Consider the following 26,339-nt stretch of genomic DNA (forward strand, 5'->3'; position numbering starts at 1 on the left):
ATAGAAGTAATATTATGGTTGAGATTGAAACAAAAAAACGACGATTTAAGTCAGTAATCAATAACATCGATACTCTACATCGAAAAGGTAGAGTAGTAGAGGCATATGGGACATCAATTAAAGTCTGTGGAATCAATGCACGCATTGGTCAGCAATGCATGATTAGTGATAAATCTAATAATAATAGAATATATGCTGATGTCGTCGGTATTACTGGGGATAATGCAATACTTCTACCACTAAGTAATTTACATGGGATTGCACAAGATTCTATAGTAACTGTTGTAAAAGAAAAATCATCTATAAAATATTCAGATAAATTAATTGGAAGAATATTAGACGGTATGGGAGAACCTATGGATGATTTACCTCTTCCGACAGAAATGCAGGAAGTGCCACTCTATAGAGAGGCACCTTCTCCTTTAAAACGCAATCCAATAAACAAGCCATTGAATACAGGTGTACGTTCTATAGATGCGATATTGACGTTAGGTGTGGGACAAAGAACGGGTATATTTGCACCGGCTGGAGGAGGAAAGTCAACACTTTTGTCTATGATAGCAAGACATGCAGTAGCAGATGTCATTGTCATTGCATTAATAGGTGAAAGGGGTAGAGAAGTTGGTGAGTTTATAGATCACACTTTAACTAAAGAGGGTTTAAAACGATCAGTTTTAATTGTCTCCACATCTGACAGGCCAGCAATGGAGAGACTAAGAGCAGCTTATACTGCAACTGCCATTGCAGAGGGCTTTCGCGAAAGTGGTAAAAATGTATTGTTACTTATGGATTCAGTCACTCGATTTGCTAGAGCACTGAGAGAAATCGGATTATCGATCGGTGAACCACCAGTCAGAAGGGGATTTCCATCATCCGTATTTGCAGAATTACCTAAATTATTTGAAAGGTCAGGTAACGATAATAGAGGAACAATGACCGCATTTTACACAGTCTTAGTAGAAGACGAAGAGAGTAATGATCCAATTGCAGAGGAAGTTCGATCATTACTTGATGGACATATAGTACTGACACGTAAATTAGCACAAGAAAATCACTATCCTGCTATAGATATTTTAAAAAGTACAAGTCGACTTATCAACCAAATAACAAATTCAAAACATAGAAGTTATATATCTAAATTGAGATCGCTTCTATCAAAATATTATGAAATAGAGTTTCTTGTACAAGTAGGAGAATATGAGGAAGGTAGTGATGATCTTGCTGATGAGGCAATTAAAAAAATTAATTATATACTCGATTTTTTGAAGCAGGATTGTGATACACATTATGAGCTAGATAAAGTAATTACAGAATTAAGTAATATAGCAACTGAAGAACAGGCCTCCTAATGGATGTTGAATTACTCAAAAAACTGACCAGGTTACAAAAGATAAGAGTTAGGGTACAGGAAAAATTGCTGATGATTGAAAAAAAAGCATATTCTGATGCCTGTCACAATTTATCAGAAAGAAATAAAAGTATAACAACTATTCATAATGAAAAAGACACTTTAAAAAAATACTGTAATGAAAAGTATGTATCAGAGTCACCAACTCACAGAGAACGGGTACATGTAAGAAACTTTTGGCTGAATTATGATTTAGAGATGCATGAATATTATCATGAACAGGAAGTCACAACTAAAACCGAATCTGAACATAAATATAGTGAACGAAAAAAAACATGGAACAAAGAAAAACAAAAAAATATTTTACTAAATAATAATCTGAAAAGTACTCTTTCTACGAGATCTTCAGTCATGGAAAATAAAGAAGATGAGTATTCACAGGAAGACATTATGCGGCAAGGAGACAACTAATGACAACTATAGAGAACAGTGGTGTAAAAATATCAAAATCTTACCAAAAAGATAATGCAAGTCAATATGATAAGCTATTCAATATTATATTGGATAATTGTAAAAATACAAATAGTAGTAATAGTGAAGATGAAACTGAATATGGTTTGTGTGAAACTAAACCTAATCATATCTTAAATATTGAGAAAATCATGAGTTTTCAATCAGAAAGCGAAGAAAGTGATGGGAATTATTTTGAAATAAACAATCTAAACCTATATGCAAATAACTCTAGCCAAATACCTGAATACATAAGTCATATTGATTCGGTTCATATTAACGTTAATAATATTGAAGATCTTACGAAAAACTTTGATAGAATACTATGTAATATTAACAATACAACTATGAAAACTTGGATATTTACTCTAACAGAGAGTATTCATAACCAAAATATAGATTTCACATTACAAAAAGTATCAGATGTTGATCTAATACTTTCTTGTAGCATAAATCAAAATCAGATAAAAACTTATTTAAATGAATTAAATGATAGACTCTCAAAAAAAGGATGGATTATAGGGAACAGTGAACAGTCTAATAATTATTCAATTAAAGCAATAAAAAAGGAAAATAATACTTAAATATAAAATACTAATAGCCAGTATAAGATTATGTCAGTTATCTCTAATTCTATAAACTTTTCTCATGTAGGAAACATGATATCTGATTCTCTTCAAAATCATATAGAGCATACAGTACCTAATAGTATAAAAAATATAGCAAGATCGAATTCAACTCAAAGTACAAGCAATTATAAGAATATAAATAATTTACAAAGTCTTGTAAATATAAGTACTAATAGTAAATACACAAATTGTGTTTCAAAACTTAATTTATCCTCATGCCACCTCGATAAACTCAATATTCAATATTCAACATTGAACAAAACACGAAGGTCAAATGTTAATATTAAATCTAAGTTGAAAAAAGATAATGATCGAGAAATTAAGGAATCAGTAGAAGAAAACAATAGTGATACAAGTATTGATAATTTGTATGATTATCAAGTCAATATTATCACTAACATACACAAATATATGCAATCTATTGAGTATTGCAGTTCCTATATTATAATATTATTTTTCGAGTATATATATGGTACTGATCTTATCTGTAAACAATGCTTAACAGTAATACCGTTTTATAATGATAAGCCAATAAGATCAATATCAGATATTTCTATTGTTTCTAAAAAAGGAAATTTGGAAAAATATAATAATCCAACATTTCTTCATATAGGTGGTTATAAATATACTCTTGATTGGCTTAACATATCTTATGTAATGACACTTAGTAATAAGATTCCATTGCGTAAGATCAGCATTGACTATGGAGACACAGTTCTATATGGATTGTGCCTTGATTGGAATCTAGATAATGATAATTTGATTACTAATAATACTAATATAAAATTACATATACCAGGATTATCTAAGATATGGAAATGATACACACGCCTTCTTTATGTCAATTTAGTGATATATGTAAATACCATCACGACTTATCTTCTAATCACGATAATACAGTAATGTTCGACACCTTATCAGATAAAATAGTATGGATGTCAGAAAAATTTATTGGTGACTTTAATCATTTAAGTGTTGGGAGTAGTCTCTCTTCTACTTGCGATGCCATCACTAAATCTAAAGATCAATCATTAGAAATGTTAAACTTAGTAAAAAAGTCTTTGTTAAAAAACATTAGACAAGAATATAGTTGTCATGAGTATGTCATTGAGATATTTATCATAGAAAAAAAGGTTGTGGTTTTGAGACTTAATAAAAACCAAAATAATTTACTAGCAAATACCAGGTATCTAGAAGATAGAGAAAAATTATTATTTACGTCACGTAGTATTACTGTAAGTGAAATGGCTTCTACACTTGCGCATGAAATAAATCAACCAATTGGTACGATAAACAATTTACTTTATGGGCTAAGAGCAAGACTCAACAATATAGAAAATATTGATCATGAAATAATAAATGCAATAGATAAATCAATCGAACAAACAAAATTTACGGCTGATATTATAACAAGAATAAGGGATTATACTCAAACCAGGCAACCTAAGTTATCTAATGTAAATATCAAGTCACTTATTGCAAAATGTATTTCACTCATGGATTGGGAAATGCGTAATACAAATGTGGAAATTAGTCACTATAATCATATTTGCGATGTCATAGTATATGGTGACGAACTGATGTTGCAACAAGTAATAGTTAATCTTATACGTAATGGTATGGATGCAAATATAGATAATAATAAAAAAAATAAAATTATAATTCACACAACTCTCGATAATAATAATATAAAAATATCTATCGAGGATAATGGAAAGGGTATGACTGATGAAGAAGCAAGTAATATTTTTATACCGTTTGCTTCAAATAAGTCTTCTGGTATGGGAATTGGCTTGAATATCTGCCGATCATTTATAGAACTACATAAGGGAAAGCTTTGGTTAACTAAAAACAATAATAGAGGGTGTACTTCTCATATCATGTTGCCTCTATTGGCATAGGATAGATAACATGAATCAACATTATGTATATATAGTAGATGATAACAAAGAATTTAGTGACTCAACTTCATGGGTCCTTGAAGGGGCTGGCTATACGGTTGTTAAATTTAATGATCCCTACGAAGCTCTTCATAATTTAGAAAATGAAGTTAACAGATCAAATAGTTGTTGTTTGCTTGATATAAGAATGCCAAATATGAGTGGCCTAGAATTCCATGAAAATCTTCTATCAAAAAATATCTTAATACCAATTATATATATGACAGGTCATGGAGATATACCTCTAGCAGTAGAAGCTATGTCAAAAGGCGCAGTCACATTTTTAGAAAAACCACTGGATTTTGATATGTTAAATACTGCCTTAGACTGTGCTTTTAGTACTAACTGTTATGAAAGTGATATTACAATCTCTCAAGATGTAGAGTACCAATCAAGATTAAGTAACTTAACGAAACGAGAAAGTGAAATATTAAATGAGATTGTTGCTGGAAAAATGAACAAGGTCATTGCTCTAGACTTAGGTATAAGTGTTAAGACAGTTGAACTACATCGTTCTCGAGTAATGACTAAAATGCATGCAACTACTGCTGCAGAATTAGTGAAAATGGTCATAACAAAAAGTATAAACTAAATATTAACCTATTGATAACAATGACACTATCTAACTCACTCGATAATTCACGTTCTGATTATGAAGATATGTCTGTTTGTTCTGTGTCAGATTATATTACTGATAATATATTCTGGTTTCATACAGACAGTAAATATGGGAAGTTAATAATTGGTATATTTCGTAATAGTACATATGACCAATCTAACAACTTCTATAAGCATACAATTATAGAAATGGTTAAAACTATCAATCGTGAGGAAGAAATCATAAGATTAATAGAGGATTGGCTTGAGGTTGGTTTAAACCTTAGACCATTTACTAAACAAAACAATGAAGATAATTATATTACTTTAAAAGTAGATAAACAATATAGTGATAAAAGTCATGGTAAAATAATTATTGCATTCTCTAACGAAATATTAAATTTACTTCCATATCCAGATGAGCTAGTTAAAAGAAATATTACAATTGAGACAAGTCTTACAAACGTTAGTCTCTCACTCTCTAGTAACACCTTAAGCACCCAGTGTGTAGAAGAACTTAAACCTGGTTATATTTTATTAGTACCAGAATCATTTTCCACAGAATGGTTAACAATAATAAATAAGAGTAATATACTACCAAATGATTTAAATTGTAAAATAGGTAATGATATAAGAACTCTATCTATTAATAATACTCAAACTAATACTATCAACAATAGAGATCAGGCTGATATCACTAAAAATGATAAATATTTAACTATTATTGTAGATAATGAGATTCAGTTACCATTAGATATGGTATTAGGATGGAAAAAGGAAGCAGATTATTTACTAAGCAAATCACTTACCAATTACAAAATAGATATAAAGAATAACAGTAAACTTGTAGCCACAGGACATTTACTCAAAATTACTAGTGGTTATGGCGTATTTATAGACTCTAAATTAGAATAGTTATATGGATTTAACTCAATTTTCCCCTTCATCTGCACTTATAACAGTTGTCATCCTTGCATTAGCACCCTTTGTTGCTGTAATGATTACTTCGTTCACAAAAATAGTTGTTGTACTAAGCCTACTAAGAAATGCACTAGGTCTTCAACAAGTACCACCCAATCTAATTATTAATGGACTTGCACTTGTTTTGTCAATATATGTGATGTACCCAGTCACGAAACAGATACATGAACAAATATCTCAAATAGATAATCCACTTAAAGATACAAGTACAATTCTGGAAATTGTTAATAGTTCAAAAGAACCAATGAGGAAATTTTTATCGAAGCATTCAAATCTTAAAGAAAGAGAGTTTTTTCTTTCATCCATCAAACGTATGGTTAAAGATGAAGATAGAAATACCAATGAATTACTGATAGATGATTTCATCGTATTGATACCTGCTTTCACTATAAGTGAACTAACTGCAGCATTTCAAATAGGCTTTCTTATATTCTTACCTTTTATTGTAATCGATTTGGTTATCGCAAATGTTCTCATGGCAATGGGTATGATGATGCTATCTCCTACAGTAATATCTTTACCATTTAAACTACTACTTTTTGTGCTGGTGGATGGGTGGGCAAAACTTGCTCATGGACTTGTAATTTCATACTTGTAATAGTCGTGTACGATCAAGAAATAATAAAAATTACACAGCAGGCATTATGGTTCGTTATTGTTTTAGCTGGACCGCCTGTTATAGTTGCTGCGCTTGTAGGAATATTTATAGCATTTATACAAGCTGCAACACAGCTTCAGGAACAGACTTTCCAATATGCAGCTAAATTCTTTGCTATCGTTATTACAATATTTGTCACAGCCTCTCTTGCTGGTAGCACTCTATATCATTTCACAGATCGTCTGTTTACAGACTTCCCTATACTGGTTAACTAAAAGTAAGAAGAATGGACGGCTTTGACATTCTTCAATATCTTTCAGAACATGCTTTAACAATAAGCTTAGCATCAACCCGTATAGCAATAATATTCTTTATATTACCTCTGTTTACTTCTGAACTGGTACCTGCATTAGTTAGAAATGCAATATTTTTATCATTAGCAATTATTACCATTATTATTCAACCATCGATTGAACTTGGTACACTCAATACATCAGCTTGGATCTTGCTATTTGTAAAGGAAGCAATTATAGGTATCTCTATTGGCGTTTTATTTGGTCTCTTTTTATGGGCATTTGAAACTGCAGGCCAGATAATAGATAACCAGATTGGCGCCTCAATTGCCCAAGTACAAGATCCACTGACAGGAGCGCAAACAACACTTATAGGTTCTTTTCTTGCACGATTGGCTAACTATATATTTGTAACATCTGGCGGTTTACTGCTTTTGAATAATATTATTTTTGAAAGCTATCATATTTGGCCGATTGAACATCAGTTACCAGATTTAGCTGAGGCGGGTATCTCAATACTTGGTTCAGAGTTTTACTACTACTTCAAATTAGCACTATTAATAGCCTCACCAATGCTTGTGGTTGTATTAATAATAGATAGTATGATGGGGCTTGTTAACAGATATGCGCAACAATTTAATGTTTTCTTTTTATCAATGTCTCTTAAAATGTTAGCTGCTATTGTTATGTTGTTCTTTACAATTACGTCTCTAATTCATCTATTAATATCAGAACTATATGACCATTCAGAAAAGATTCCAACAATCCTAAAAGGTTTATTCGGAGGAGGGTAGGCGATGGAAATTGAAAATATTAATTGTATTCTATAAGATTAGATTGTTAACGGTTCGTGTTGTATGTCAGATTAGATTGGATATTACTTAATCTACTTAAACTGTTACCTTGTAAAGTGTCGAGAAAGCAACTCAACACTTCTTCGGATGATTTCTCAGCCATCCAGGCCTCAACAAAGCTACCAATAGCAATACGAGATTTTCTCGATAAAGAACCATCCAACGGATCCTCAATATCCGCAGACAATTTCGTACAATAAAGTTGTTTTGCTTTCGGATTGGATGAGATTAACTCAACCAGTTCTGTTGCTGCTTTATGAAAGCCTTGAACTGGAAGAGGAGTTCTACCAGATGGTTGAGCATACCATGTAAATATATACTCAATTGGCCCTAAACTTCTGGTTTGTCCAAATAAACTATTACCACTGTTTGATTCTGCACCCCATGCACTCATTCTTCCAGATGGAAGCCGACCAGTAAGTAAAGATTGTACAAGGGTTTCAGTAATTAGTTGTTTAGACTCTTGGTCACCATTTTTTCCAACTAAGCATAAAATTTTCAAAAATGCAGGATAGAGTTCATCACCAAGGCCCAAGCAAAGTTTTTCCATTAACCCAATACGTTGATCCAGGTCGTCCAACATATTACATCCACTGACCAAGCGCTGCGCTGCGCTCTGCCAATCTGGCTGATCGCTAAGTTGGAAATATGGCATTCGGATGAGGGTGTTGAGATTCTATGGTTTTGATATATTACCAATGCATGACAGGATGCTCTGACTCATCTGGTCAATAGTCGTACCACTATCAAAATGTGCTGATGCCGTTATTGTTTGTGAAGCGTCGGTGGCGTCATCAGTAAACCAATCTGCATTTTGAGAAGTTCCACTCGCACTCGCACTTGAACTACTGCTTAATTGAGATGCAGTAGCATTTGATAAGTTATTGATTTGGTTGATAGTGGACATAAATATCTCTCCATGAGTGTCACGGGTAATACTATTCTCTAATGTCACACTTTTAAATAGGTGATAACCCTAGCCAGCGGTTACAAAATGGCGTTTGATTAATTTCAATAAATATCTAAGGCATTGATAATACAGTAATAAATATCAGTTATAAATAACTAAGGTGGAGCATAGCCCCTCCCTGTACAGGTTATGGGGCAGGATGTTAATCCCATGGATCTCCTATTCAGATTGCTGTGAGAATAGAAATGAGCTGATCCAGGGTCGACTCACTCGCTACAAATGATTGTGGATTTTACCAGATTAAATCATCAGGCACCTGGAACTCCGCATAGGGGTCATCCTCAGATGCTGGTTGCTCGTCGGCCAGATCTATGACCAGACTGGGATTGCGTTGACGAATCTTTTCAGCGATATCTTGTGGAACCAATTCGAAAACACCATTGCAATTGACGATGACGAGTCTATTCGAAGTTATCATTTTGTGAGTCTCGGCAGAGACATACATCTGCTTGACTTTACCCTTATTATTGAAATAGAAGGGCTTGTCATCTTCACTGTTGCTGCGAGGGTGTCGATGATTGGCTACTAACTGCTTGATCTGTATAGCGATTTCCCTCTGTTTTCGTGCTTCTTCACGCCGAAGATTTAGTTCGCGGTCTTTCGCCGCTTTCTCAAGTTGTCTCTGCTGTTCTGCGGTTGGCGGGGCAGTCTCTTTTTTGCTTCGTTGCTGGCGTGTCTGTTTGCGAAGCGCTTTACTGGCTTTATTGGCCTTGTTTTTATCAATCAATCCGGCTTTTAGCAATTGATCTTGAAGTGTATTTCCCACGTTATCTAGCCTCGGTTCGGGATCTGTTTTTTCATTGCAGAGGAGGGCGCTCTTTAGTTTACGGAGCCTTAGAGCAAGCCATGGGTCGATACTTTTCAGCTTAAGGACACCTCTATTAATAGCTTATACCCTAACGAAAATTATACTTCTTTAAGAAACGGTTACCAATAGCTGCTGGGTGGGATAGGAGGTGGTTTTGTTATTATTTTAAGCAGGTTGGGTTTAGCTGCAGACATGCATGTCTACATCAAGCTATCAAAACGCCGCTTTTAGGGTGGGCTACGGGTCTTGTGCTGGCAATTAAGATTTCTTGAGACCGGGCTTTTTCGTTCATACCAAGCATGGTATCTTTGCACACCTTCGATTGATCATCCCATTTGTTTGAACTCAGAAAAACTATAAATCCACATAAATATTATTTCTATCTTATTACCAATAGGAGATTTTCCAATGAGCGAAAGAATTATTATGCGTACCGGTGAAGCCCTTGTCGCAGGCGGGCCACCCTTCACAGCTGCCGAGCCTGAAGTCGTAATCGGTGAATTAGATGGGCCATTTGGTACTGCTTTTGCCAACCTGATGGGAGATCAGGTCCAAGGTCACTCGCGCGTATTAGCACTGATGAATACTGATATGCAAGTTCGTCCAGCCACTTTGATGGTAAGTAAAGTGACTGTTAAAAAAACAGCCTATACCAATATTCTGATGGGGACGGTGCAAGGTGCTATCGCCAATGGGGTACTGGATGCTGTTCGGAACGGTACCATTCCCAAAGAAAAGGCAAACGACTTGGGCATTATTGTCTCAGTCTGGTTAAATCCAAGCATTATCACAGTTGAAGAGTTGGATCACGAAGCACTATTTGGAATTCATCGGGAAGCGACCCGACGTGCGATTGAGAAGGCCATGAATAATGAGCCAAGCATCGATTATCTTCTTGAAAATCAGGATAAACTGGTGCATAAGTACTATCAAAAAGAGCTTGATGCTAAAAAATAGATTTCTTTAGCCATAGCTCTATATAGATGAGTGGTCTATTCACTATAATCAGTGGATAGACCTAGTGGGCTGCTCGCTAAATTCGGCAAGCCTCAGCCGCATCACAAGCGTGGCTCTGAGGGTTGCAGAATTTACCGAGCGGCCCACTAGCATCTAGTCTCAATCTCCATGTAATAGGGATATACTAACTGGGTTAAATAAATTGGGATCCCGATTTGTTCAATCAACACTGTTACCACCTATGACTACCCCTGATGAAAGTGACCGGCTTAAGAGGCTGGCAGAAGAAAACGAGCATCAGTCATGGGCCGATTTTGGCTCAATCAATCCTCAGAATCCCCTGTTAAGTCGCTATATTGCCGGTTACACCTATTCCATAGGCTGCTTGAGAGAGCAGGAATCAAAATTGATCACCCGCGCCTATCCCACGATTATGACTCAAATCTATTTAGAGTTTTATGGTGGTCTGAGCGAAATTCGTGGAGAGGCACATGGCTTTGGTTCGGAGGCTAAACCTGAGAGAGAGGCTGTTTCCTCTGGGAATGAGGCAAAGCAAGGCGCTGTAATTGAGAAGCGCACCTATATCAAACAGGGCTTAGGTAGCTGGTTTGATATCTATCAGCTTGCTACCAAAGAACAAAACCGTCCGATAAAAAATCTTAAAGTCGATCTATATCCTATGGCGTTGTATGAACTTTTCCAATGTGCACCAAAGGAGCTTGTTGATGAAGATCTACAGCTGTCCGATCTGCTAGGGCATACCCGAACAAGTTTGATGCTGGAAGAGATGGAAGCGGCCAACAGTGGAGAGGAGCTGGTACGGATCGTTGAGCACTACTTTCTTCAACAGCTTTGGCAACAGATCAAACAGCATCGACTGGAGCTCTGTAACCAAAATAGTTTGGGCGTAGAGGCTATTAAACCGAAGGGCTTTACTCCGCCGCTTCCTAAAGTAGAGGAGACGCTACCTGAGCAGGCGCAGCACCATCAAAAAAGCAATCGCTGGCTACAGAAACGTTATGCAGAAGTCTATGGCATGTCCTTTAAACAGATTCAAAGTAATTTGAGGTTTCAGCGTACTCATCAGCAGTTATGGCAGACCTTGCTCAAGCGCCAGCCGATCAGCTTGACCGAGCTTGCTTATCGTAGTGGCTATTTCGATCAGGCACATTTTATAAAGGAGTTTAAGCGCTACACTGGCATGACCCCAGGGCAGTATTTGAAAAGCAATCTTGATCAACATAGCCAATATCTCTGGTATTGGTAGGGGAGGGGGTATCTGGGAACTGGCAACGCTACCCCCCCACAAGTTTTGATTATTGCCCTCATTGGCTAGCCATGACGACGAAACAGTGACCACTGATTGATAATAATCACAACTGCAAATCCTATCAGAACAAAGGTCTGAATGCTTTTTGTTTGCTGAGTCATACTCAACATCTCCTGGGAGAGGTTGACGATAAAGTGAAATAGAATAGCTACCAGAATACTGCGCTGATTGATATGGCACACCCAACTGATAATAACGCCCATAACTGCCGTTCCCAGGAAAAAGTTCACTGCATACCAAGGGCTCAGCTGATAGATCTCATACTGATAGGAGTGATTCACCCAGAGCAGAGGAAGATGCCACAAAGACCAGATCACTCCAAAGATCATTGAAGCAGACAGAAAACTCCGTCCCTTCTCCAGACTTTCAAATCCATACCCCCGCCATCCCAGCTCTTCAAAAACCGCAGCAATAAACAGAAGTAGTAGCACCGGCACAAATCCGCTATTGAAAGAGAAAGCCTCTGAGAGTTGAAACTGATCGATTGAGCCGTCAAACAGGAGTGAAATAGAGATAGAAAGCACAACAGATAGTGGCATTAAAACCAGGGATAGCAGAAACACCCCAGGTCGAATATTACGAAAACTCAACAGGCGTTGCGTGAAATCCCGCTTCATCTCCGATACAGGTTGTAACCAGATAAATAACACTGCGACAATAGCTGGCATCATCAAACCGAGCAGCATGGGCAACATATAATAATCTAACCAATCGGGGCTGAAGCTCATGGTGCCCCCCACACCCCAACATAAAAAAGTACTGAAAAAAACCACCAGAAAGTAGTTTTTCCCTTTGTAGTTAAAGTTGTTAATCATTGTCTTTACCTTATGTAACTGGTTAGCCGCTGTGAACGGATTTACTCTCTATCTTCTTTCACTGCTGTTCCATTAACTTTCAATCTTCTCAGAACAACTTATAAAGCCCCTCTCCCTTTACGGGAGAGGGGTTGGGGAGAGGGTGTACGCGAAGCGTTTCATGTGGTTGAAAAATAAAATCGCATTGATCGTTCATATCTATCTTGCTGATTGTTGGGGAAAATAGGGTGTTCATTCTCCCCCTCTCCCCCGGCCCCTATCCCGCGAGGGGAGAGGGGAGTTTCTCTCCCCACCTATTTAAGATACTGATGATTTGTAAGTTTTTTCTAGCCGCGACCCTCTGCTTTACGATGCTTTTCATATCTCAATTATCAATCAGCAATAGAAACCAACAGCAATGAATCAGTTACAGCCGAAATAGTTAAAGTAAGTGGGGCAGCAGTGATATTCTTTAATGATTCAGAACTGATAGAAAATGCCGATATAGGAAGACCACTGATCCTCTCTGTTGGTCAAAGGACTGTCATTGACCGCATCTGTAGCCCGAATGTACTCAACGCTGGCAAGCACCGTGACACTATTGTTAATCCGCTTAATAAGGTTACTTCCAAGAAAAAAGCTGTAGTTACCATCTGCCGTGTACACAGACCGGGTGGACGTTGCCTCCTCAGGCTTTACTCCAAAGTAATAATCGGATTTCTTGCTGTTCCAGTATTCTGAGCCTGCATACCAGGAGAACATATGGGCATCACCAGTCCAGAGAGGACGCTCATATTCAAACCGTGCCGAGAAGCCGTTGTGAGTGTCAGAAATATCCTGCATCAATTTAGCTTTTGCTTGACCTCCGACCATACCGACTTCATAAGCTAGGCCGGCTTCCCAGGCCTGGTCACGTTCAGCCATACCAGCTAAGGTATCACTGTCATCGATATCATCACTGCTGTATCCATCAAAGGTACGACGAATTTCCAGGGCCAGACTCTGGCCTTCATCATCCTGAAAAAAACGATATCCACCATGGATTCCTTGCAGATAAAATCGGTCATATTCAGCGATCACCAGCGGTAAAAGGTAGTATTCTTCATCCAAATCGGTGTAATAGGTGCTATTGACTGCCGTTACCAATCCTACCTGTATATCCAGCTCTGCCAGTGAGGGTGTGCTAATTACCGCACCAATCAAAGCAATAAGTGCTGTATAGAGTTTCAATCTTTGTGCCATCATTTTTCATCCTTCATTGTTTACATGATGGCTAAAGGATAAAGCGGCATATGGGATAAAAATTGTAAAAAAGCGAACAGGTAGGAATTTTATTTGAGGGAACGAGTGGTTTTGATCAGGATATAGGGCCTCGCGTGTAGTTCCGAACTGGCTATCTCCTGCTTGATTGGAAATAACGATTCACTTGACCCTCACGGTGATCTTCTCCGACATCAAAACCGGATCCTGAGGCTCGTGATCCTCGTCCCCCAGTAGCAGTTGTAAGGTGTGTCTACCGGGTGGTAGATCCAGCAACACCTCCGTCTCACCTTTGTCGAAATGGAGATGATGCTCATCCCGTGGAATCGGCCCATCGAGATCAGGTAGTCTATCCACATCAATCAACAGATGGTGATGCCCGGCCTTGTGGCGGATTTTGCCTTTGGTACCTGCAGGAGTAATGCCAAAGCCAACGATACCGAATTTGACTTTGAATGGACTTTCGACAACTGCACCGTCCTCGATACCGATAAAAAAGACCCGGGCGTTAGGCGGTGGGGTATGGGCCATGGCAGACAGTGGTCCCAACAGCAGAATCAAAGCAAACAGTTGGCTTAGTTTTTTGTTTATGACAAGACCTTTTGATAGTGGCGAATAAAGAGAGTAACTACGCATTTCAGGTTGGGTCATTGGCCCTAGTGTGGTGCTTCATACTAGTGTAGCGTCCTATATAAAGAATAACTGACATATTAGACCCCTTATATCTCAGCCATCTTCAGGTGGCGCTCCAAGCCGGAGAATCACCAATTTTCTCCAATAGAAAATCGATGAAGATCCTGACTTTCGCTGTCAGTACATTCGATTTCGGATAGACAAGCCACAAGGCTGTCTGATTATCGATCTTGTAGTCAGGTAACACTCTTACCAGCAGGCCATCGGCGAGTTCCTGGTGGACACTCCATAGTGCGTTCATTGAGATGCCTGCCCCAGCAATAGTAGTGATCTTCTGACTCAAGCCATCATCGACTATGAGTTGGCTGTTGGCCAAACGTGGATTGAATTGTCCGGTGGTTCCATCACGACTAACCAGCTGGATCGGTGACTTGTCTTTGAATGCAATTAATTGATGAGCTGCAAGTTCATCGGGATCTGTTGGCGTACCATATCGCTTCAGATAACCAGGTGAGGCACAAAGAATAGCGATATCTTCTGCCAGCTTGCGCCCCTTCAGGCTACTGTCTGGAAGTGCTGAGTAGCGCAGCGCCAGATCGAAACTGCCTTGGATGAGGTCAAACTCCATATCGGTGAGTCTCAGATCGAGACTTATCCCCGGATGCAAGGACAAGAATTCAGGTAGGATTGGTGCGATATAGAGCTGGGCAAAGGTGCTTGGGGCAGTAAACCTGAGCGTACCTGTCGCTGTGACATTACCTCGCCCCAATGCAGCGTGTGCAGCATTCTCCTGAGCAAGAATCTCTCTGGCATAGGGCAGAAACTCTGCACCCTCCAGTGAAAGAGCCACCTTCCGTGTCGAACGACGCAGAAGGTCTGCTCCCAAGGTCGTTTCCAATTTCGCGAGTTTGGCACTGGCCACCGAAGGCGCCATGCCCAGTTCACGACCCGCCGCGCTGATATTCAGTCTCTCTGATGCAAGGACAAATAACCGAACACTTTCGGTATCCATTGATTATATCCATTTTACGAATTATGAAATCAATTATAAACCATTTTTTAATGATTTCAGAACAATTACTATTATTCAATACAGATGTTAATTGGAGAGAAATAGTGCCAATTGAAGTAATTCAACTATATGGACCAACCAAACAATCCTTCGGAGAAGCTCAATGAAAGCTATGGTACTCAATGAATATGGTTCCAATTCTGAATTCCAATTAACTGAGTTACCACAGCCCGCAGTAAAAGCTGGGCATGTGGGAATACGCATCGCTGCTACCAGTGTGAACACAGTAGATACCATGATCCGTCAAATGGGCAATGATCTACCGCTTTCGCCTGATCTACCCGCCATAATCGGTATGGACTTTGCCGGCACCATAGAAGCTATTGGTGAGGGCGTTACCGATTTCACTCTAGGTGATGAGGTTTATGGCTGTGCCGGCGGACTCGCAGATCTGCAAGGCACGCTGGCAGAGTATATGCAGGCCGACGTAAAACTGATTACCCATAAACCGAAGACCATAACTATGCGTGAAGCGGCAGCGCTGCCACTGGTAGGGATTACCGCATATGAAGGTTTGCAACGGGCTGATACTCATGCTGGACAGAAGGTTCTGGTCCATGGTGGTACTGGTGGTGTAGGGCATGTTGCTGTGCAATTAGCCAAACACTATGGCACTGACGTCTATGCAACAGGCTCTGGCGAGAAGGCGATGGATATCATCAGAAAGTATGGTGCCACTGCCATTGACTACAAAACAGAGAAAGTCAGCGATTATGTCGCTAAATATACCGAAGGTGCCGGCTTCGATGTCATCTTTGACTCTGTTGGTGGAGCCAATATGACGAACTCTTTTGCAGCAGCTGCACTGAATGGACAGGTAGCCACTACGGTATCTTTACTGGAGTTGGATTTGTCCCCAGCGCACTTTAAAGGCCTGTCGCTACATGTTGTCTTCATGCTGATTCCAATGTTGTATAACCACAAAAGGGAAGAACACGGAGCGATCCTCACCAAGCTCGCTGAGATTGTTGACCTGGGTGCAGTTAAGCCATTGCTCGATGAGATGCAATTTGGTTTTGAAGAAGTTGGTAAAGCATACGACCGCCTGACCAGCGGACAAGCCATTGGTAAGGTTGTGGTAGAAATCTAAGGCAATGGCGGCATTGGGATATTGAAGTCACCCGCACCAGCTCAATTCTATGCCAAGCATAACAAGGTATAGAGTTTAATATTTTCTTGATAAGTTCAGATTGTTAAAGGAGCCTAAGATGAGAAGTTTAAGATATGTAAGCGTCATAATCTCCATCTGCTTAAGTATGCAGGTTGCAGCCGAACAAATTAAAGAAGTTATCTTGGCGTCAGATGTTAAATGGGAACAGCTCAACCCAGCCCGTGGTGACAAGAGTCCATTGGCTGCTACGCTTTGGGGTGATCGCAAGGGCTCTGTGCCAACAGGCTTTCTCGTAAAATTTGCCGAAGGATTCTCGTCGCCTCCGCATATTCACAATGTCTCTTATCGAGGCGTGGTTATTAGTGGCCTCATTCACAATGATGATCCCAATGCTGCTGAGATGTGGATGCCAACAGGTTCATTCTGGACACAGCCAAAAGGAGAGGTGCATATTACCGCTGCCAGGGCGAGAACCAATGTAGCGTACATAGAGATTGAGAAGGGGCCCTATCTCGTTCTTCCTTTAAAGAAAGCATTTGATAGTGGGGAAAGGCCAATTAATGTGGATTCATCCAACATTGTTTGGTTTGATGCGTATAACACATCATGGGGTGACCAGCCTGGAACATCAACCTCTGCCAATGAACCCAAGATAGCCCTTCTCTGGGGTAACCCGAATGGAGATGAATTGAGTGGATTCTTGATTAAGCTACCAGCCGGGTTTACTGGAAAGATACACTCTCAGGGTACAACCTTCCGTGCTGTAGTTGCCCAAGGTCATCCGCAGTATTTAGTAAGTGAAGCAGACAGCAAGACCTTGGAACCGGGTAGTTATTTCAGCTCTGAAGAAGAATCAGTACATTCTATCTCGTCTCATGTTGATGAGGAGAGCATTCTCTACGTACGCACGGATGGCAAGTTCAAGATCATTCCGACTCGACTCAAGAAGTAGCAATACTTGGTTTATGTCATCAAATTTGGAATAGGAAAATATGATGCCAAAGCATGTCGATAAAGAGGAGTTCCAATCCATCAATCGTGGATACAACTCAGCTTTCCGTATCAACAGCTTGAGCCTTGGACTCGTTGTACCGCTGGAGGCCTATCCACATGGGCCTGTACCATCGATGACGCGACATATTGAACGGGTACGTCTGGCTGAGGCGCTTGGTTTCTCTGCTGTATGGTTGCGCGACGTGCCACTCAACGTGCCCTCATTCGGGGATGCAGGTCAGATGTTTGACCCCTTCGTCTATCTTGGACTGTTGGCAGGTCAGACAAATAAGATTGCTTTGGGTGTCGCCAGTATTGTTTTGCCACTTCGTCATCCAGCACATGTAGCCAAAGCAGCTGCGACTATTGATGCGCTTTCAGGGGGACGCCTTATTCTTGGTGTCGCTTCTGGTGATCGTCCAGAGGAGTATCCAGCCCTCAATCAAACATTTGATGATCGTGGCGACCGTTTTCGAGAGAGCTTTGAATATATCCAGCGCATGTGGGAGCAGTGTCCGGATTTCAAAAACAGCTATGGCAGACTCGGTGGTGGTATGGATATGTTACCTAAACCCCCATCAGGAAAACTACCGCTGTTGATCACCGGGGGCAGCCAACAAGACCCTGATTGGATCGCACGCAACGGTGAAGGCTGGATAACCTATCCACGCCCAATCGCAACACAGAGGCAAATCATTAATGGTTGGCGGGCGCGTATTGAAGCAGTGGGTGGCCATGCCAAACCTGCTCTCCAATCACTTTATGTGGATCTGCTGGACGAGCCGGATGCACCACCTCAGCCTATCCACCTGGGTTTCCGTTCCGGAATGAACCATTTACGTGCCTATCTGAAATCCTTGGAGGATATTGGTATGAATCATGTGGCACTGAACCTACGCTTTAATCAGGCCGATATCGAGACAACTCTACAACGTGTTGCCGATGAGTTATTGCCGGACTTTTCGGGGTGAGGAGATAAGAAAATGCAGCAGACCATATTAATTACCGGTTCCACTGACGGTATAGGACTTGAAACGGCCAAAGAGCTCTACTCCCTGGGACATCGGGTTTTGCTACATGGGCGTAACCCAGCAAAATTGGAAGCAGCGGAAAAAGCAATCTCAGAGTTAACGGATGGTGGGCAGCTTGAAAGCTATCTGGCCGACCTATCACGAATGGCCGAAGTAGAGAAGTTTGCTCAGGCGATTTGCGAACGCCACAGTCGACTTGATGTCCTGATTAACAACGCGGGGATCTTGCGCACCAACGATACCATCACTAACGACGGCTTTGACATCAGGTTTGCAGTCAACACCTTCGCCCCATATTTATTGACCAAGCGACTGCTGCCGCTACTTGGGCCGACGGCCCGTGTGGTCAATCTCTCTTCCGCTGCACAGTCACCAGTTGACCTGGAGGCCCTGGCGGGACGAAGAACAATTTCAGATGATTTAAACGCTTACGCACAAAGTAAACTGGCCCTGACTATGTGGTCACGCACTATGGCACTGTCACTCAAAGATAAGGGCCCGCTTTTCATCGCAGTCAATCCAGGATCGTTGCTCGCGACCAAAATGGTAAAAGAGGGCTTTGGCATGGCTGGCAAGGATATCCGCATCGGCATGGATATTCTTATCCGTGCCGCACTATCCAGTGAATTCGAGGATGCTTCAGGAGACTATTTTGACAACGATGCAGGCCAATTCGCATCACCACATCGTGATGCACTTAATGTAAAAAAATCGGAACAGGTGATAGACGCAATCGAAGCCGCTTTGGCGAATATAGATATTGCTTAGGGCCTGTTAACTTTCAATCTTCTCAGAACAACTCTGAAAGCCCCTCTCCCTTTACGGGAGAGGGGTTGGGGAGAGGGTGTACGCGAAGCGTTTCATGTAGTTGAAAAAGAAAAACTGCTTTGATTGTTTATGTTTATCTTGCTGATTGTTGGGGGAAATAGGGTGTTCATTCTCCCCCTCTCCCCCGGCCCCTCTCCCGCGTGGGGAGAGGGGAGTTTCTCTCCCCACCTATTTGAGATACTGATGACTTGTAGGTTTTTTCTAGCCGTAACCCTCTGCTTTACGATGCTTTTCATGTCTCAATTCTAAATCAGCAATAGAAACCAACAGCATAGCAACGGCTAGTCCTACGTTCGCATTGCCAATGCGAATGACGCTTGTGATGCGGCTGAGGGAGACCGAATTTACCGAGTGGCCCACTACTGCCTGTTACAGTTCTTAAACATACCAACTTTTTTATTCTTCCGTTAGCCAATCCACAGCTGTGTTGGCCAGTCTATAAATCGACATATCTTCTCTTTGTCAGTTGTTGGTCATTGATTGGTAGATGGCACATTGAACCCTATCGACCACATTTAAATAGTTGTTAAATCTTATTTTTACAGTGTTGAGTTTCATTGGAAATGTACTAAGCTCACCAGTGAACGTGATGTGGCTGTTAAATAACACCAGATAAAGAGGAGAGAGACCCATGGGAATACGGGTCGGGCAGGTCGCTTTCTTCGCTGGGCCACAAGCCCAGGGGGCGCCAGACGATCTCGAGAAGGTGGTTGTCGACTTCATCAATCAGGCTCAGAAACGTCTGGAAATCGCAGTGCAGGAGTTGGAAAGCGAGCCTATCGCCAAGGCGATCATTGCGGCACGTCAGCGTAAAGTGCTAGTCAAGCTCGTCATCGAACAGAGTTATCTGAAACGCACCCCTCCAAAAGCTGATCCCTGGAATCCCGGCGGCAAGAATGAGCTTAATCGAGAGATTCACGATGCAATTTTACGCAGTAATATCGACGTTAAGGTCGACTACAACAGCAATATATTCCATCAGAAATTTATCGTGCGGGATCGGAAAGCGGTTCTGACTGGTTCTACCAATTTCACCCCCACGGGAACTCATAAAAACCTCAATCATATTGTAATCGTTGAAAACCCCAAAGTCGCAAAAGTCTATGCGCGGGAGTTCAAAGAGATCCAGGAAGGGCGGTTTGGTCGACGTAATGAAGGACATGATCCCCATCCAAAAGAACTCGTTGTCTCAGATATCCCGATCAAAATCCTGTTTGCGCCTGACCATAATCCAGAAATGGAGATCATGAAGCAGATGATGAAGGCCCGACAGCGGATCGATTTTGCGATCTTCACATTTGCGAAGAGTTCGGGAATCGACGATACCATGTTACGCCTTCTGGATATTGGCATGCCGATCAAAGGTGTCTTCGACAGTAAACAGGGCGCTCAGGATTGGTCTCCGGTTAAGACTTTAGCCAAGCAGGGAGCAAAGCTCTTTGCAGCAGGGAATAAAGACAAGCTTGGCAAGGTGCACCATAAGTTAATGGTGCTCGATAACCAGGTAGTGATTGCGGGATCTTTTAACTATACCGGATCTGCTAATCTGTTGAATGATGAGAACATCATTATCCTGGGAAGTTTTGATGCATCAACAATAAAACAACAGAAAGCTCAGCGGAAAATAGCACGCTATGCCTGTGATGAGATTGAGCGGATGATTAAAGATTGTGGGCGCGCAATCTAGAAATTGAAGCGCTCAATGGCTCATGCGCATGCCAAGAGCCGACTTAGCAGAGACTCTTCTTGAACCTGATTGGCTTCCAGCTTGGTACTATGACATTCGGTCATTCTCTAATATTGGAAACAATTGCTCTCTGGCTAAGACTCAGTTTTTCATGACATGGAAAAATAAAAGTTCAAAGAAAATGTGAAATACCACCAATTAATATCAATGGTCTTTTTATTAAACCAGGGCTAATCCTCATGTACAATTTGTGTCCGTTTTTATCGAAAGAATAACTGGACCGATCTCACTGAAACAGATGAGACCATGTCATCAGCTACCAGTTTTCAAAAACGTATCCTGTGCGGTGATTTCTGCAGGTTTTCTCTCATCCAGAGCCAGAGTCTCCAAAGTATAACGTCGTACAGCATGAACCAAGTCGAGATCATCATCCAAAGAGTGGCCATAGGATGGAATCAACTCCTCCAGGCGCTGTCTTGAGTCACCTTGAACCAATTCAGGTAGACAGTTCTCGATAACATCCAACATGGCAGAGACACTGACAGAGGCTCCGGGAGATGCGCCTAACAAAGCTGCCAAGGAGCGATCAGCTGTCTTGATGACCTCGGTGCCAAACTGTAACTTGCCGCGTCCGTTTTTATCCAGTTTGATAATCTGCACTCGCTGACCTGCGGGGCGAAGATGCCACTCTCCTGGCTGCACCGAAGGTATAAAGGTACGCAGCTGTTCGAGACGTTGGTCACCAGAACTCATGGCCTCTTTGAAGAGATAACGGGTTAACGCCCAATGTTCTCTTGCTACCTCCATCATGGGTTTGAGATTGTGGGATCGAATAGAATTGATCAGGTCAAAGAGACTGCTCTTCTTTAAAAAACGTGTCGTGAAACCGGCAAAGGGCCCGAAGAGCAGGGCAGGGCGTCCATCGATGAGTCGGGTATCGAGATGGGGTACAGACATGGGGGGAGCACCCACAGGTGGCATGCCATATACCTTGGCGTTATGGGTTGCCGCTGCTTTTAAATTTTCACTAGCAAGCCAGATACCTGAAACGGGAAAACCGCCATAACCTCGAACTTCATCCACGCCCGCCTTTTGCATCAGAGACAATGCACACCCACCCGCACCAACAAATACGAAACGTGCTTCGATGGTCCTTGTTCCTGCAAGTGCGTGTTTGGTCTTTACATGCCAGCGATCTCCAACCTTCTTCAATCCCAGGACCTCTGTTGAGAGCCAATAGTCAACGGAGTCCTCATGTGCCAGATATTCACCCATCGAGTGGGTCAACTCGCCGAAGTTGATATCGGTTCCATGTGCCACGCGGGTAGCGGCCATGGGTTGTCCCATATCACGTTCAGCCATCATCAGTGGTAACCAATGATTTAAGCTGGCTGGATCATCCGCATATTCCATCTCCTCGAATAAAGGGTGGCTTACCAGTGCTTTCTGGCGGTTCTTCAGGTAACTGACATTCTCTTTCCCCTCCACCCAACTCATATGAGGCACAGGATTGATAAAAGCTGTAGGTTTCGAAAGAGCACCCTTGCGAACCAATCCGCTCCAAAACTGCAGAGACTCCTCGAACCGGGCGTTTATCCCCAGCGCTCTTTCAATAGCGATATCACCATTACTTTGCTGCGGAGTGTAGTTGAGTTCGCAGTAACCGGCGTGCCCTGTGCCAGCATTATTCCAGGCATGTGTACTTTCTGTGGCTAATGTTGCCGCTTGCTCAACCAAGGTGACATGGCGAGAGGAATCGAGCTGTGTCACCAGCATTGCCAGCGTCTTGCTCATAATGCCACCGCCAATCAAAAGAACATCTGTCTTATGTATTGTCATACGGCTGGCTCCAGTTTCATCAAACGCTAAAGTGGGTAGGGTATAGATGCTGCAGCGCAATATAAGGGAAAGTTGTCGACATTACACCCTAAATTTAACGATATTTACTGTTGATAAATGCAATACAAAAGGAAACTGTCGACATTTAACGTTAAATTCAACGATCGAGGTAGTTTCTGCACCGAATTTTTTCCTCCCTTTTTTCAGGGTTAATGGCTGTTTATCCGAGCTAGTTGCTTGGTAAATGGCTGTCAGGTCAGGTGATTAGATATAAATATTCCTGATTACCCCCCATACTCAGCAAAAGAGTATCAACCTGTATAGCCGTAGTATGCGGCTAGTGCAGTTGGTGGGGCATGGCCCCACCCTACACTTTATATCGACAGGTAGGGTGGGGCCCTGCCCCACCAAATCGCGCTGGAAATTCACAAAAACCGCCAGCAACCTTCCGTAGATCCTTATCGGCACCTCTCTTAACTATCACTGCAGCTGACTTTGGAGGGTAATCAGGTAAATATTTGTTTATTACCGGCTAATTTAGGGCTAGATTCCGGCTCAATATTGGTTGTTTGTGGCTAATTTAAGGCTACGAACTGGACAGCTAATTAGACTATTAGTAAATAGCTTCTCACGACAATCTTTGAAATAAGAGAGTCGCGGGGCGAACTCAAACCACTCCACCTAAATGATCAGTATTTTGAGAAATTGCTGATTAAAGCAGGCTAATAATCATTTAATGCCTGCACCAATAATGGGGACAGCTCACTGCCTCTAACCTGAGGTCTGTTAACACTAATCGTATCGGCCCTATTACCACTCAAAAAGCGCCAATCAAGGCGCGACCAAAGGGTCCCTTACGGGCGCGAGGAGAGAGGTTTGGTCACTCCAAATGAACGACGTGCAACGCCTATCGCTTATTCTGCCTTGCTGGAAGAAAAAATTCTCAGCAGGGCCGATTCGATTAGTTTTAACAGGCCCTAATAGTATTGTGAGCTGGCTGTGACACTTACGTGATATTTGCTTTCAATAATTGGGTCGCCACCTTGGTAAAAACCATCGGGCAAATGATTTTAAAACAGCTTTATCAAAGCTAAAGGAGATTTCCATGATTACACGAAGAAAGCTAGCCTCACTTGCATTGGCCTCAACCGCTGCAACCCTGTTTGCCGTGGCCCCGATGAAATCGGTTCAAGCGGGTAGTGATGCGAATGTGCACTGTTTTGGTGTCAACAAATGTAAAGGACACAATGATTGCAAAACCGCGAATAATGCTTGTAAAGGCCACGCAGCTTGTAAAGGACAGGGCTTTGTGAATATGTCTAAGCATGCCTGTGAAGAGATAGGCGGCTCTGTCGATAAGCCGAAAGGATAAGTCAAGCAGTGATGGATTGGTACGCCATCACAAAGATGGTGATACCAGTTCATTAATAACAAATATAACTTTTATCTGGAGATGGGCTGTGATCGAAGCTGATGGTAATCAAAGGCCTTTTCTTGGCTATGGACTGGGTCTGCGTAGAGAGCATTACGATGATGTGCTCGATTCAAAACCGGATGTGGACTGGTTTGAGGTTATTTCCGAGAATTATATGGTGGAGGGGGGTAAACCGCTCCATTATTTAAACCGAATTCGCGAACTCTACCCAATAGTAATGCACGGGGTGTCGTTATCGATAGGCAGCATAGAACCACTTGATTACAACTACCTTAAAAAATTAAAGGCGTTGATGGGGTGGGTGGAACCGATGTGGTTCTCCGATCATCTATGCTGGACAGGCATCAACAAATTAAATATGCATGACCTTTTGCCATTACCTTATACAGAAGAGGCAATCGATCATGTTGTAGAACGTATCACCAGAGTACAGGAGTATCTGGGCCGACAAATGCTGTTGGAAAATGTATCGAGTTATATCAGCTACAGCGAATCCCAACTGAGTGAGTGGGATTTTTTAGCAGAAGTTGCAGAGCGTGCTGATTGTCTGCTGCTGCTGGATATCAATAATATCTATGTTAGCGCATTCAATCATAACTTTGATCCCCGCACCTATTTAAAAGCAATGCCTGCTGATCGCATCTGTCAGATTCACCTGGCAGGCCATACCCAGGAGGAGAATCTGATTATAGACACCCACGATCATCCTATCGCAGATCCGGTATTTGAATTGTATGCTGATGCAATACAACGCTTTGGTCGCGTCAGCACCATGATTGAAAGAGATGACAATATACCGCCATTAGCCGAACTATTACGTGAACTGGAACGTGTCCGGGAGATCGGTGAGACCGCTATTACCGAACAGGTCGCTTGAGTGATAAATATGTCAAACCTTGAGGAATTACAAGCTCGCTTCCAGGGATTTATTCTGGATCCGAAAAACGATGAACAGAATGCATGGGTAAGCAGGGCAGGGCGTGCAACACCGACCTATCAATTGTCAGTTTATGCGAATGCCTATACCTCACGTTTAAAAGAGGTATTGATGAATGATTATCCTGCGGTCAATATGGCCATCAGCAGTGATCAATTCGACCTTCTTGCGGATGGTTATATCCAACAAAACCCCTCACATTCATTCACACTTCGCGATTTTGGTCGTCGATTCAGTCACTATCTGTGTGAGAAGGTAGATACTGATCCCGCCTACCATAATATGTCGTGGTTGTCAGAACTGGCAGACTTTGAGTGGATGCTGGGAGAAGCATTCGATGCCGCCGATTGTGACTGCTTTGAAGAGCAGGAGATGGCCTCAGTCCCAGCTGAAGATTGGCCAATGTTGCAGTTTCAATTCGCCCCATGCGTCGGTCGGCTAGATCTGAAATGGAATGTTCCTGAAATGTGGAAAGCACTCACTGCGGATCCCCCGGTTAAGATTGATGCAATGCAAGAGACAAATCCCTGTGGTTGGTTGATCTGGCGTCAGGATCTGGTGACACGATTTCGTTCACTTGAAGCAGATGAACAGTTGCTACTCGATACCCTTCGTAGTGGCGGAACGTTCAACGATGCATGTGAGTTACTGGCAACCCGGATAGATATAGAAGTTGTACCAATGAGGGCTGCAGGCCTGTTGAAGGGCTGGATCAATCAGGGCCTGATTGCAGCCTTGAAATAAACAGCCACCTGTACCTCCGGGGTCGGAGTCAAATCTAGAACGGAGTGGCTTGCGAGAAATATGCATTTAGATTTTTTCGAGGTAATTCACGATATGGTAGCTTTCGACTCCGACCCCTAATGTTGGTGCGTGTAGTACCACTGCAGTTACTTGATACTGA

General features: G+C 41.7%; 28 protein-coding genes. 20 read left to right on the top strand and 8 right to left on the bottom strand.

The window, feature by feature from the left end; all coding sequences use genetic code 11:
- The first annotated feature begins 14 nt into the window (after positions 1-14).
- The 10 genes from AC4IE7_RS12840 to sctT all read left to right on the top strand — a co-directional run bounded on the left by AC4IE7_RS12840 (position 15) and on the right by sctT (position 7,690).
- Positions 15-1,349: a FliI/YscN family ATPase gene (locus tag AC4IE7_RS12840; protein ID WP_490777247.1), complete on the top strand. Its 1,335-nt coding sequence runs from the start codon at positions 15-17 to the stop codon at positions 1,347-1,349.
- A gap of 71 nt (positions 1,350-1,420) precedes the next feature.
- Positions 1,421-1,819, top strand: coding sequence for a hypothetical protein (locus tag AC4IE7_RS12845; protein ID WP_490777248.1), 399 nt, complete (start codon positions 1,421-1,423; stop codon positions 1,817-1,819).
- On the top strand, positions 1,819-2,442 hold the full coding sequence (locus AC4IE7_RS12850) for a hypothetical protein (protein WP_490777249.1): 624 nt from the start codon (positions 1,819-1,821) through the stop codon (positions 2,440-2,442). Before AC4IE7_RS12845 ends, AC4IE7_RS12850 begins: the two co-directional genes overlap by 1 nt.
- 339 nt (positions 2,443-2,781) lie before the next feature.
- Positions 2,782-3,309 (top strand): hypothetical protein, encoded by a 528-nt coding sequence (locus AC4IE7_RS12855; RefSeq protein WP_490777250.1) that lies wholly within the window; start codon positions 2,782-2,784, stop codon positions 3,307-3,309.
- A complete protein-coding gene (locus AC4IE7_RS12860; protein ID WP_490777251.1) occupies positions 3,300-4,388 on the top strand; it encodes a sensor histidine kinase in 1,089 nt (362 codons plus the stop codon). Before AC4IE7_RS12855 ends, AC4IE7_RS12860 begins: the two co-directional genes overlap by 10 nt.
- Before the next feature lie 10 nt (positions 4,389-4,398).
- Entirely contained in the window at positions 4,399-5,019 is a 621-nt protein-coding gene (locus tag AC4IE7_RS12865; RefSeq protein ID WP_490777252.1) for a response regulator transcription factor, read from the top strand.
- A 20-nt stretch (positions 5,020-5,039) separates the two neighbouring features.
- The gene (locus tag AC4IE7_RS12870; RefSeq protein ID WP_490777253.1) at positions 5,040-5,939 is read left to right on the top strand and encodes a hypothetical protein; all 900 of its coding nucleotides are present in this window, start codon (positions 5,040-5,042) and stop codon (positions 5,937-5,939) included.
- 4 nt (positions 5,940-5,943) lie between these two features.
- Positions 5,944-6,603: a type III secretion system export apparatus subunit SctR gene (gene sctR, locus AC4IE7_RS12875; protein ID WP_490777254.1), complete on the top strand. Its 660-nt coding sequence runs from the start codon at positions 5,944-5,946 to the stop codon at positions 6,601-6,603.
- Positions 6,604-6,608: 5 nt separating this feature from the next.
- Positions 6,609-6,878 (top strand): type III secretion system export apparatus subunit SctS, encoded by a 270-nt coding sequence (gene sctS, locus AC4IE7_RS12880; protein WP_490777255.1) that lies wholly within the window; start codon positions 6,609-6,611, stop codon positions 6,876-6,878.
- An 11-nt stretch (positions 6,879-6,889) separates the two neighbouring features.
- Positions 6,890-7,690, top strand: coding sequence for a type III secretion system export apparatus subunit SctT (gene sctT, locus AC4IE7_RS12885; RefSeq protein ID WP_490777256.1), 801 nt, complete (start codon positions 6,890-6,892; stop codon positions 7,688-7,690).
- A gap of 46 nt (positions 7,691-7,736) precedes the next feature.
- Here the strand turns inward: sctT and AC4IE7_RS12890 are convergent, their stop codons facing one another.
- The 3 genes from AC4IE7_RS12890 to AC4IE7_RS12900 form a co-directional block, all read right to left on the bottom strand.
- Positions 7,737-8,333 (bottom strand): hypothetical protein, encoded by a 597-nt coding sequence (locus AC4IE7_RS12890; RefSeq protein WP_490777257.1) that lies wholly within the window; start codon positions 8,331-8,333, stop codon positions 7,737-7,739.
- A 93-nt stretch (positions 8,334-8,426) separates the two neighbouring features.
- Positions 8,427-8,657, bottom strand: coding sequence for a hypothetical protein (locus AC4IE7_RS12895; RefSeq protein WP_490777258.1), 231 nt, complete (start codon positions 8,655-8,657; stop codon positions 8,427-8,429).
- Between the two features lie 295 nt (positions 8,658-8,952).
- Entirely contained in the window at positions 8,953-9,486 is a 534-nt protein-coding gene (locus AC4IE7_RS12900; protein WP_490777259.1) for a DUF2058 domain-containing protein, read from the bottom strand.
- A gap of 450 nt (positions 9,487-9,936) precedes the next feature.
- Here AC4IE7_RS12900 and fae point away from each other — a divergent pair, with 450 nt between their 5' ends.
- Together fae and AC4IE7_RS12910 are read left to right on the top strand one after the other, a co-directional pair.
- Positions 9,937-10,485 (top strand): formaldehyde-activating enzyme, encoded by a 549-nt coding sequence (gene fae / locus AC4IE7_RS12905; protein WP_490777260.1) that lies wholly within the window; start codon positions 9,937-9,939, stop codon positions 10,483-10,485.
- Positions 10,486-10,726: 241 nt separating this feature from the next.
- Positions 10,727-11,752, top strand: coding sequence for a helix-turn-helix domain-containing protein (locus AC4IE7_RS12910; protein ID WP_490777261.1), 1,026 nt, complete (start codon positions 10,727-10,729; stop codon positions 11,750-11,752).
- Positions 11,753-11,817: 65 nt separating this feature from the next.
- Here the strand turns inward: AC4IE7_RS12910 and AC4IE7_RS12915 are convergent, their stop codons facing one another.
- The 4 genes from AC4IE7_RS12915 to AC4IE7_RS12930 form a co-directional block, all read right to left on the bottom strand.
- Positions 11,818-12,630 (bottom strand): CPBP family glutamic-type intramembrane protease, encoded by an 813-nt coding sequence (locus tag AC4IE7_RS12915; protein ID WP_490777262.1) that lies wholly within the window; start codon positions 12,628-12,630, stop codon positions 11,818-11,820.
- 459 nt (positions 12,631-13,089) lie between these two features.
- Positions 13,090-13,854, bottom strand: coding sequence for a MipA/OmpV family protein (locus AC4IE7_RS12920; RefSeq protein ID WP_490777263.1), 765 nt, complete (start codon positions 13,852-13,854; stop codon positions 13,090-13,092).
- A 177-nt stretch (positions 13,855-14,031) separates the two neighbouring features.
- Complete coding sequence (locus tag AC4IE7_RS12925; protein WP_490777264.1) at positions 14,032-14,520, bottom strand: DUF4399 domain-containing protein; 489 nt, start codon at positions 14,518-14,520, stop codon at positions 14,032-14,034.
- Between the two features lie 85 nt (positions 14,521-14,605).
- Positions 14,606-15,514, bottom strand: coding sequence for a LysR family transcriptional regulator (locus AC4IE7_RS12930; protein ID WP_490777265.1), 909 nt, complete (start codon positions 15,512-15,514; stop codon positions 14,606-14,608).
- Between the two features lie 163 nt (positions 15,515-15,677).
- On the opposite strand from AC4IE7_RS12930, the gene AC4IE7_RS12935 reads away from it, so the two are divergent.
- From AC4IE7_RS12935 to AC4IE7_RS12955, 5 genes are all read left to right on the top strand, one after another.
- Positions 15,678-16,664: a zinc-dependent alcohol dehydrogenase family protein gene (locus AC4IE7_RS12935; RefSeq protein WP_490777266.1), complete on the top strand. Its 987-nt coding sequence runs from the start codon at positions 15,678-15,680 to the stop codon at positions 16,662-16,664.
- A 118-nt stretch (positions 16,665-16,782) separates the two neighbouring features.
- Positions 16,783-17,637 (top strand): DUF4437 domain-containing protein, encoded by an 855-nt coding sequence (locus AC4IE7_RS12940; RefSeq protein ID WP_490777267.1) that lies wholly within the window; start codon positions 16,783-16,785, stop codon positions 17,635-17,637.
- 40 nt (positions 17,638-17,677) lie between these two features.
- Positions 17,678-18,649, top strand: a complete 972-nt coding sequence (locus AC4IE7_RS12945; RefSeq protein WP_490777268.1) for an LLM class oxidoreductase — start codon at positions 17,678-17,680, stop codon at positions 18,647-18,649.
- 12 nt (positions 18,650-18,661) lie between these two features.
- Positions 18,662-19,477, top strand: a complete 816-nt coding sequence (locus tag AC4IE7_RS12950) for an SDR family NAD(P)-dependent oxidoreductase (protein WP_490777269.1) — start codon at positions 18,662-18,664, stop codon at positions 19,475-19,477.
- Positions 19,478-20,168: 691 nt separating this feature from the next.
- Positions 20,169-21,224, top strand: a complete 1,056-nt coding sequence (locus AC4IE7_RS12955) for a phospholipase D-like domain-containing protein (protein WP_490777270.1) — start codon at positions 20,169-20,171, stop codon at positions 21,222-21,224.
- 312 nt (positions 21,225-21,536) lie between these two features.
- Here the strand turns inward: AC4IE7_RS12955 and mqo are convergent, their stop codons facing one another.
- A complete protein-coding gene (gene mqo / locus AC4IE7_RS12960; RefSeq protein WP_490777271.1) occupies positions 21,537-23,063 on the bottom strand; it encodes a malate dehydrogenase (quinone) in 1,527 nt (508 codons plus the stop codon).
- Positions 23,064-24,168: 1,105 nt separating this feature from the next.
- On the opposite strand from mqo, the gene bufA2 reads away from it, so the two are divergent.
- From bufA2 to AC4IE7_RS12975, 3 genes are all read left to right on the top strand, one after another.
- Entirely contained in the window at positions 24,169-24,435 is a 267-nt protein-coding gene (bufA2, locus tag AC4IE7_RS12965; RefSeq protein WP_490777272.1) for a BufA2 family periplasmic bufferin-type metallophore, read from the top strand.
- Between the two features lie 88 nt (positions 24,436-24,523).
- The gene (gene bufB / locus AC4IE7_RS12970; protein WP_490777273.1) at positions 24,524-25,375 is read left to right on the top strand and encodes an MNIO family bufferin maturase; all 852 of its coding nucleotides are present in this window, start codon (positions 24,524-24,526) and stop codon (positions 25,373-25,375) included.
- 9 nt (positions 25,376-25,384) lie between these two features.
- The gene (locus tag AC4IE7_RS12975; protein WP_490777274.1) at positions 25,385-26,179 is read left to right on the top strand and encodes an HvfC/BufC N-terminal domain-containing protein; all 795 of its coding nucleotides are present in this window, start codon (positions 25,385-25,387) and stop codon (positions 26,177-26,179) included.
- Positions 26,180-26,339: the final 160 nt, after the last annotated feature.

Source organism: Candidatus Thiodiazotropha sp. AKAK3, assembly GCF_058244645.1.

Excerpts from the sequence above, each read along its gene's own strand:
- AC4IE7_RS12840 (WP_490777247.1), top strand. The coding sequence starts at position 15 with ATGGTTGAGATTGAAACAAAAAAACGACGATTTAAGTCAGTAATCAAT.
- AC4IE7_RS12845 (WP_490777248.1), top strand. The coding sequence starts at position 1,421 with ATGATTGAAAAAAAAGCATATTCTGATGCCTGTCACAATTTATCAGAA.
- AC4IE7_RS12850 (WP_490777249.1), top strand. The coding sequence starts at position 1,819 with ATGACAACTATAGAGAACAGTGGTGTAAAAATATCAAAATCTTACCAA.
- AC4IE7_RS12860 (WP_490777251.1), top strand. The coding sequence starts at position 3,300 with ATGGAAATGATACACACGCCTTCTTTATGTCAATTTAGTGATATATGT.
- AC4IE7_RS12865 (WP_490777252.1), top strand. The coding sequence starts at position 4,399 with ATGAATCAACATTATGTATATATAGTAGATGATAACAAAGAATTTAGT.
- AC4IE7_RS12870 (WP_490777253.1), top strand. The coding sequence starts at position 5,040 with ATGACACTATCTAACTCACTCGATAATTCACGTTCTGATTATGAAGAT.
- sctR (WP_490777254.1), top strand. The coding sequence starts at position 5,944 with ATGGATTTAACTCAATTTTCCCCTTCATCTGCACTTATAACAGTTGTC.
- sctT (WP_490777256.1), top strand. The coding sequence starts at position 6,890 with ATGGACGGCTTTGACATTCTTCAATATCTTTCAGAACATGCTTTAACA.
- AC4IE7_RS12890 (WP_490777257.1), bottom strand. The coding sequence starts at position 8,333 with ATGTTGGACGACCTGGATCAACGTATTGGGTTAATGGAAAAACTTTGC.
- AC4IE7_RS12895 (WP_490777258.1), bottom strand. The coding sequence starts at position 8,657 with ATGTCCACTATCAACCAAATCAATAACTTATCAAATGCTACTGCATCT.
- fae (WP_490777260.1), top strand. The coding sequence starts at position 9,937 with ATGAGCGAAAGAATTATTATGCGTACCGGTGAAGCCCTTGTCGCAGGC.
- AC4IE7_RS12910 (WP_490777261.1), top strand. The coding sequence starts at position 10,727 with ATGACTACCCCTGATGAAAGTGACCGGCTTAAGAGGCTGGCAGAAGAA.
- AC4IE7_RS12915 (WP_490777262.1), bottom strand. The coding sequence starts at position 12,630 with ATGATTAACAACTTTAACTACAAAGGGAAAAACTACTTTCTGGTGGTT.
- AC4IE7_RS12920 (WP_490777263.1), bottom strand. The coding sequence starts at position 13,854 with ATGATGGCACAAAGATTGAAACTCTATACAGCACTTATTGCTTTGATT.
- AC4IE7_RS12925 (WP_490777264.1), bottom strand. The coding sequence starts at position 14,520 with ATGACCCAACCTGAAATGCGTAGTTACTCTCTTTATTCGCCACTATCA.
- AC4IE7_RS12930 (WP_490777265.1), bottom strand. The coding sequence starts at position 15,514 with ATGGATACCGAAAGTGTTCGGTTATTTGTCCTTGCATCAGAGAGACTG.
- AC4IE7_RS12935 (WP_490777266.1), top strand. The coding sequence starts at position 15,678 with ATGAAAGCTATGGTACTCAATGAATATGGTTCCAATTCTGAATTCCAA.
- AC4IE7_RS12940 (WP_490777267.1), top strand. The coding sequence starts at position 16,783 with ATGAGAAGTTTAAGATATGTAAGCGTCATAATCTCCATCTGCTTAAGT.
- AC4IE7_RS12945 (WP_490777268.1), top strand. The coding sequence starts at position 17,678 with ATGATGCCAAAGCATGTCGATAAAGAGGAGTTCCAATCCATCAATCGT.
- AC4IE7_RS12950 (WP_490777269.1), top strand. The coding sequence starts at position 18,662 with ATGCAGCAGACCATATTAATTACCGGTTCCACTGACGGTATAGGACTT.
- AC4IE7_RS12955 (WP_490777270.1), top strand. The coding sequence starts at position 20,169 with ATGGGAATACGGGTCGGGCAGGTCGCTTTCTTCGCTGGGCCACAAGCC.
- mqo (WP_490777271.1), bottom strand. The coding sequence starts at position 23,063 with ATGACAATACATAAGACAGATGTTCTTTTGATTGGCGGTGGCATTATG.
- bufA2 (WP_490777272.1), top strand. The coding sequence starts at position 24,169 with ATGATTACACGAAGAAAGCTAGCCTCACTTGCATTGGCCTCAACCGCT.
- AC4IE7_RS12975 (WP_490777274.1), top strand. The coding sequence starts at position 25,385 with ATGTCAAACCTTGAGGAATTACAAGCTCGCTTCCAGGGATTTATTCTG.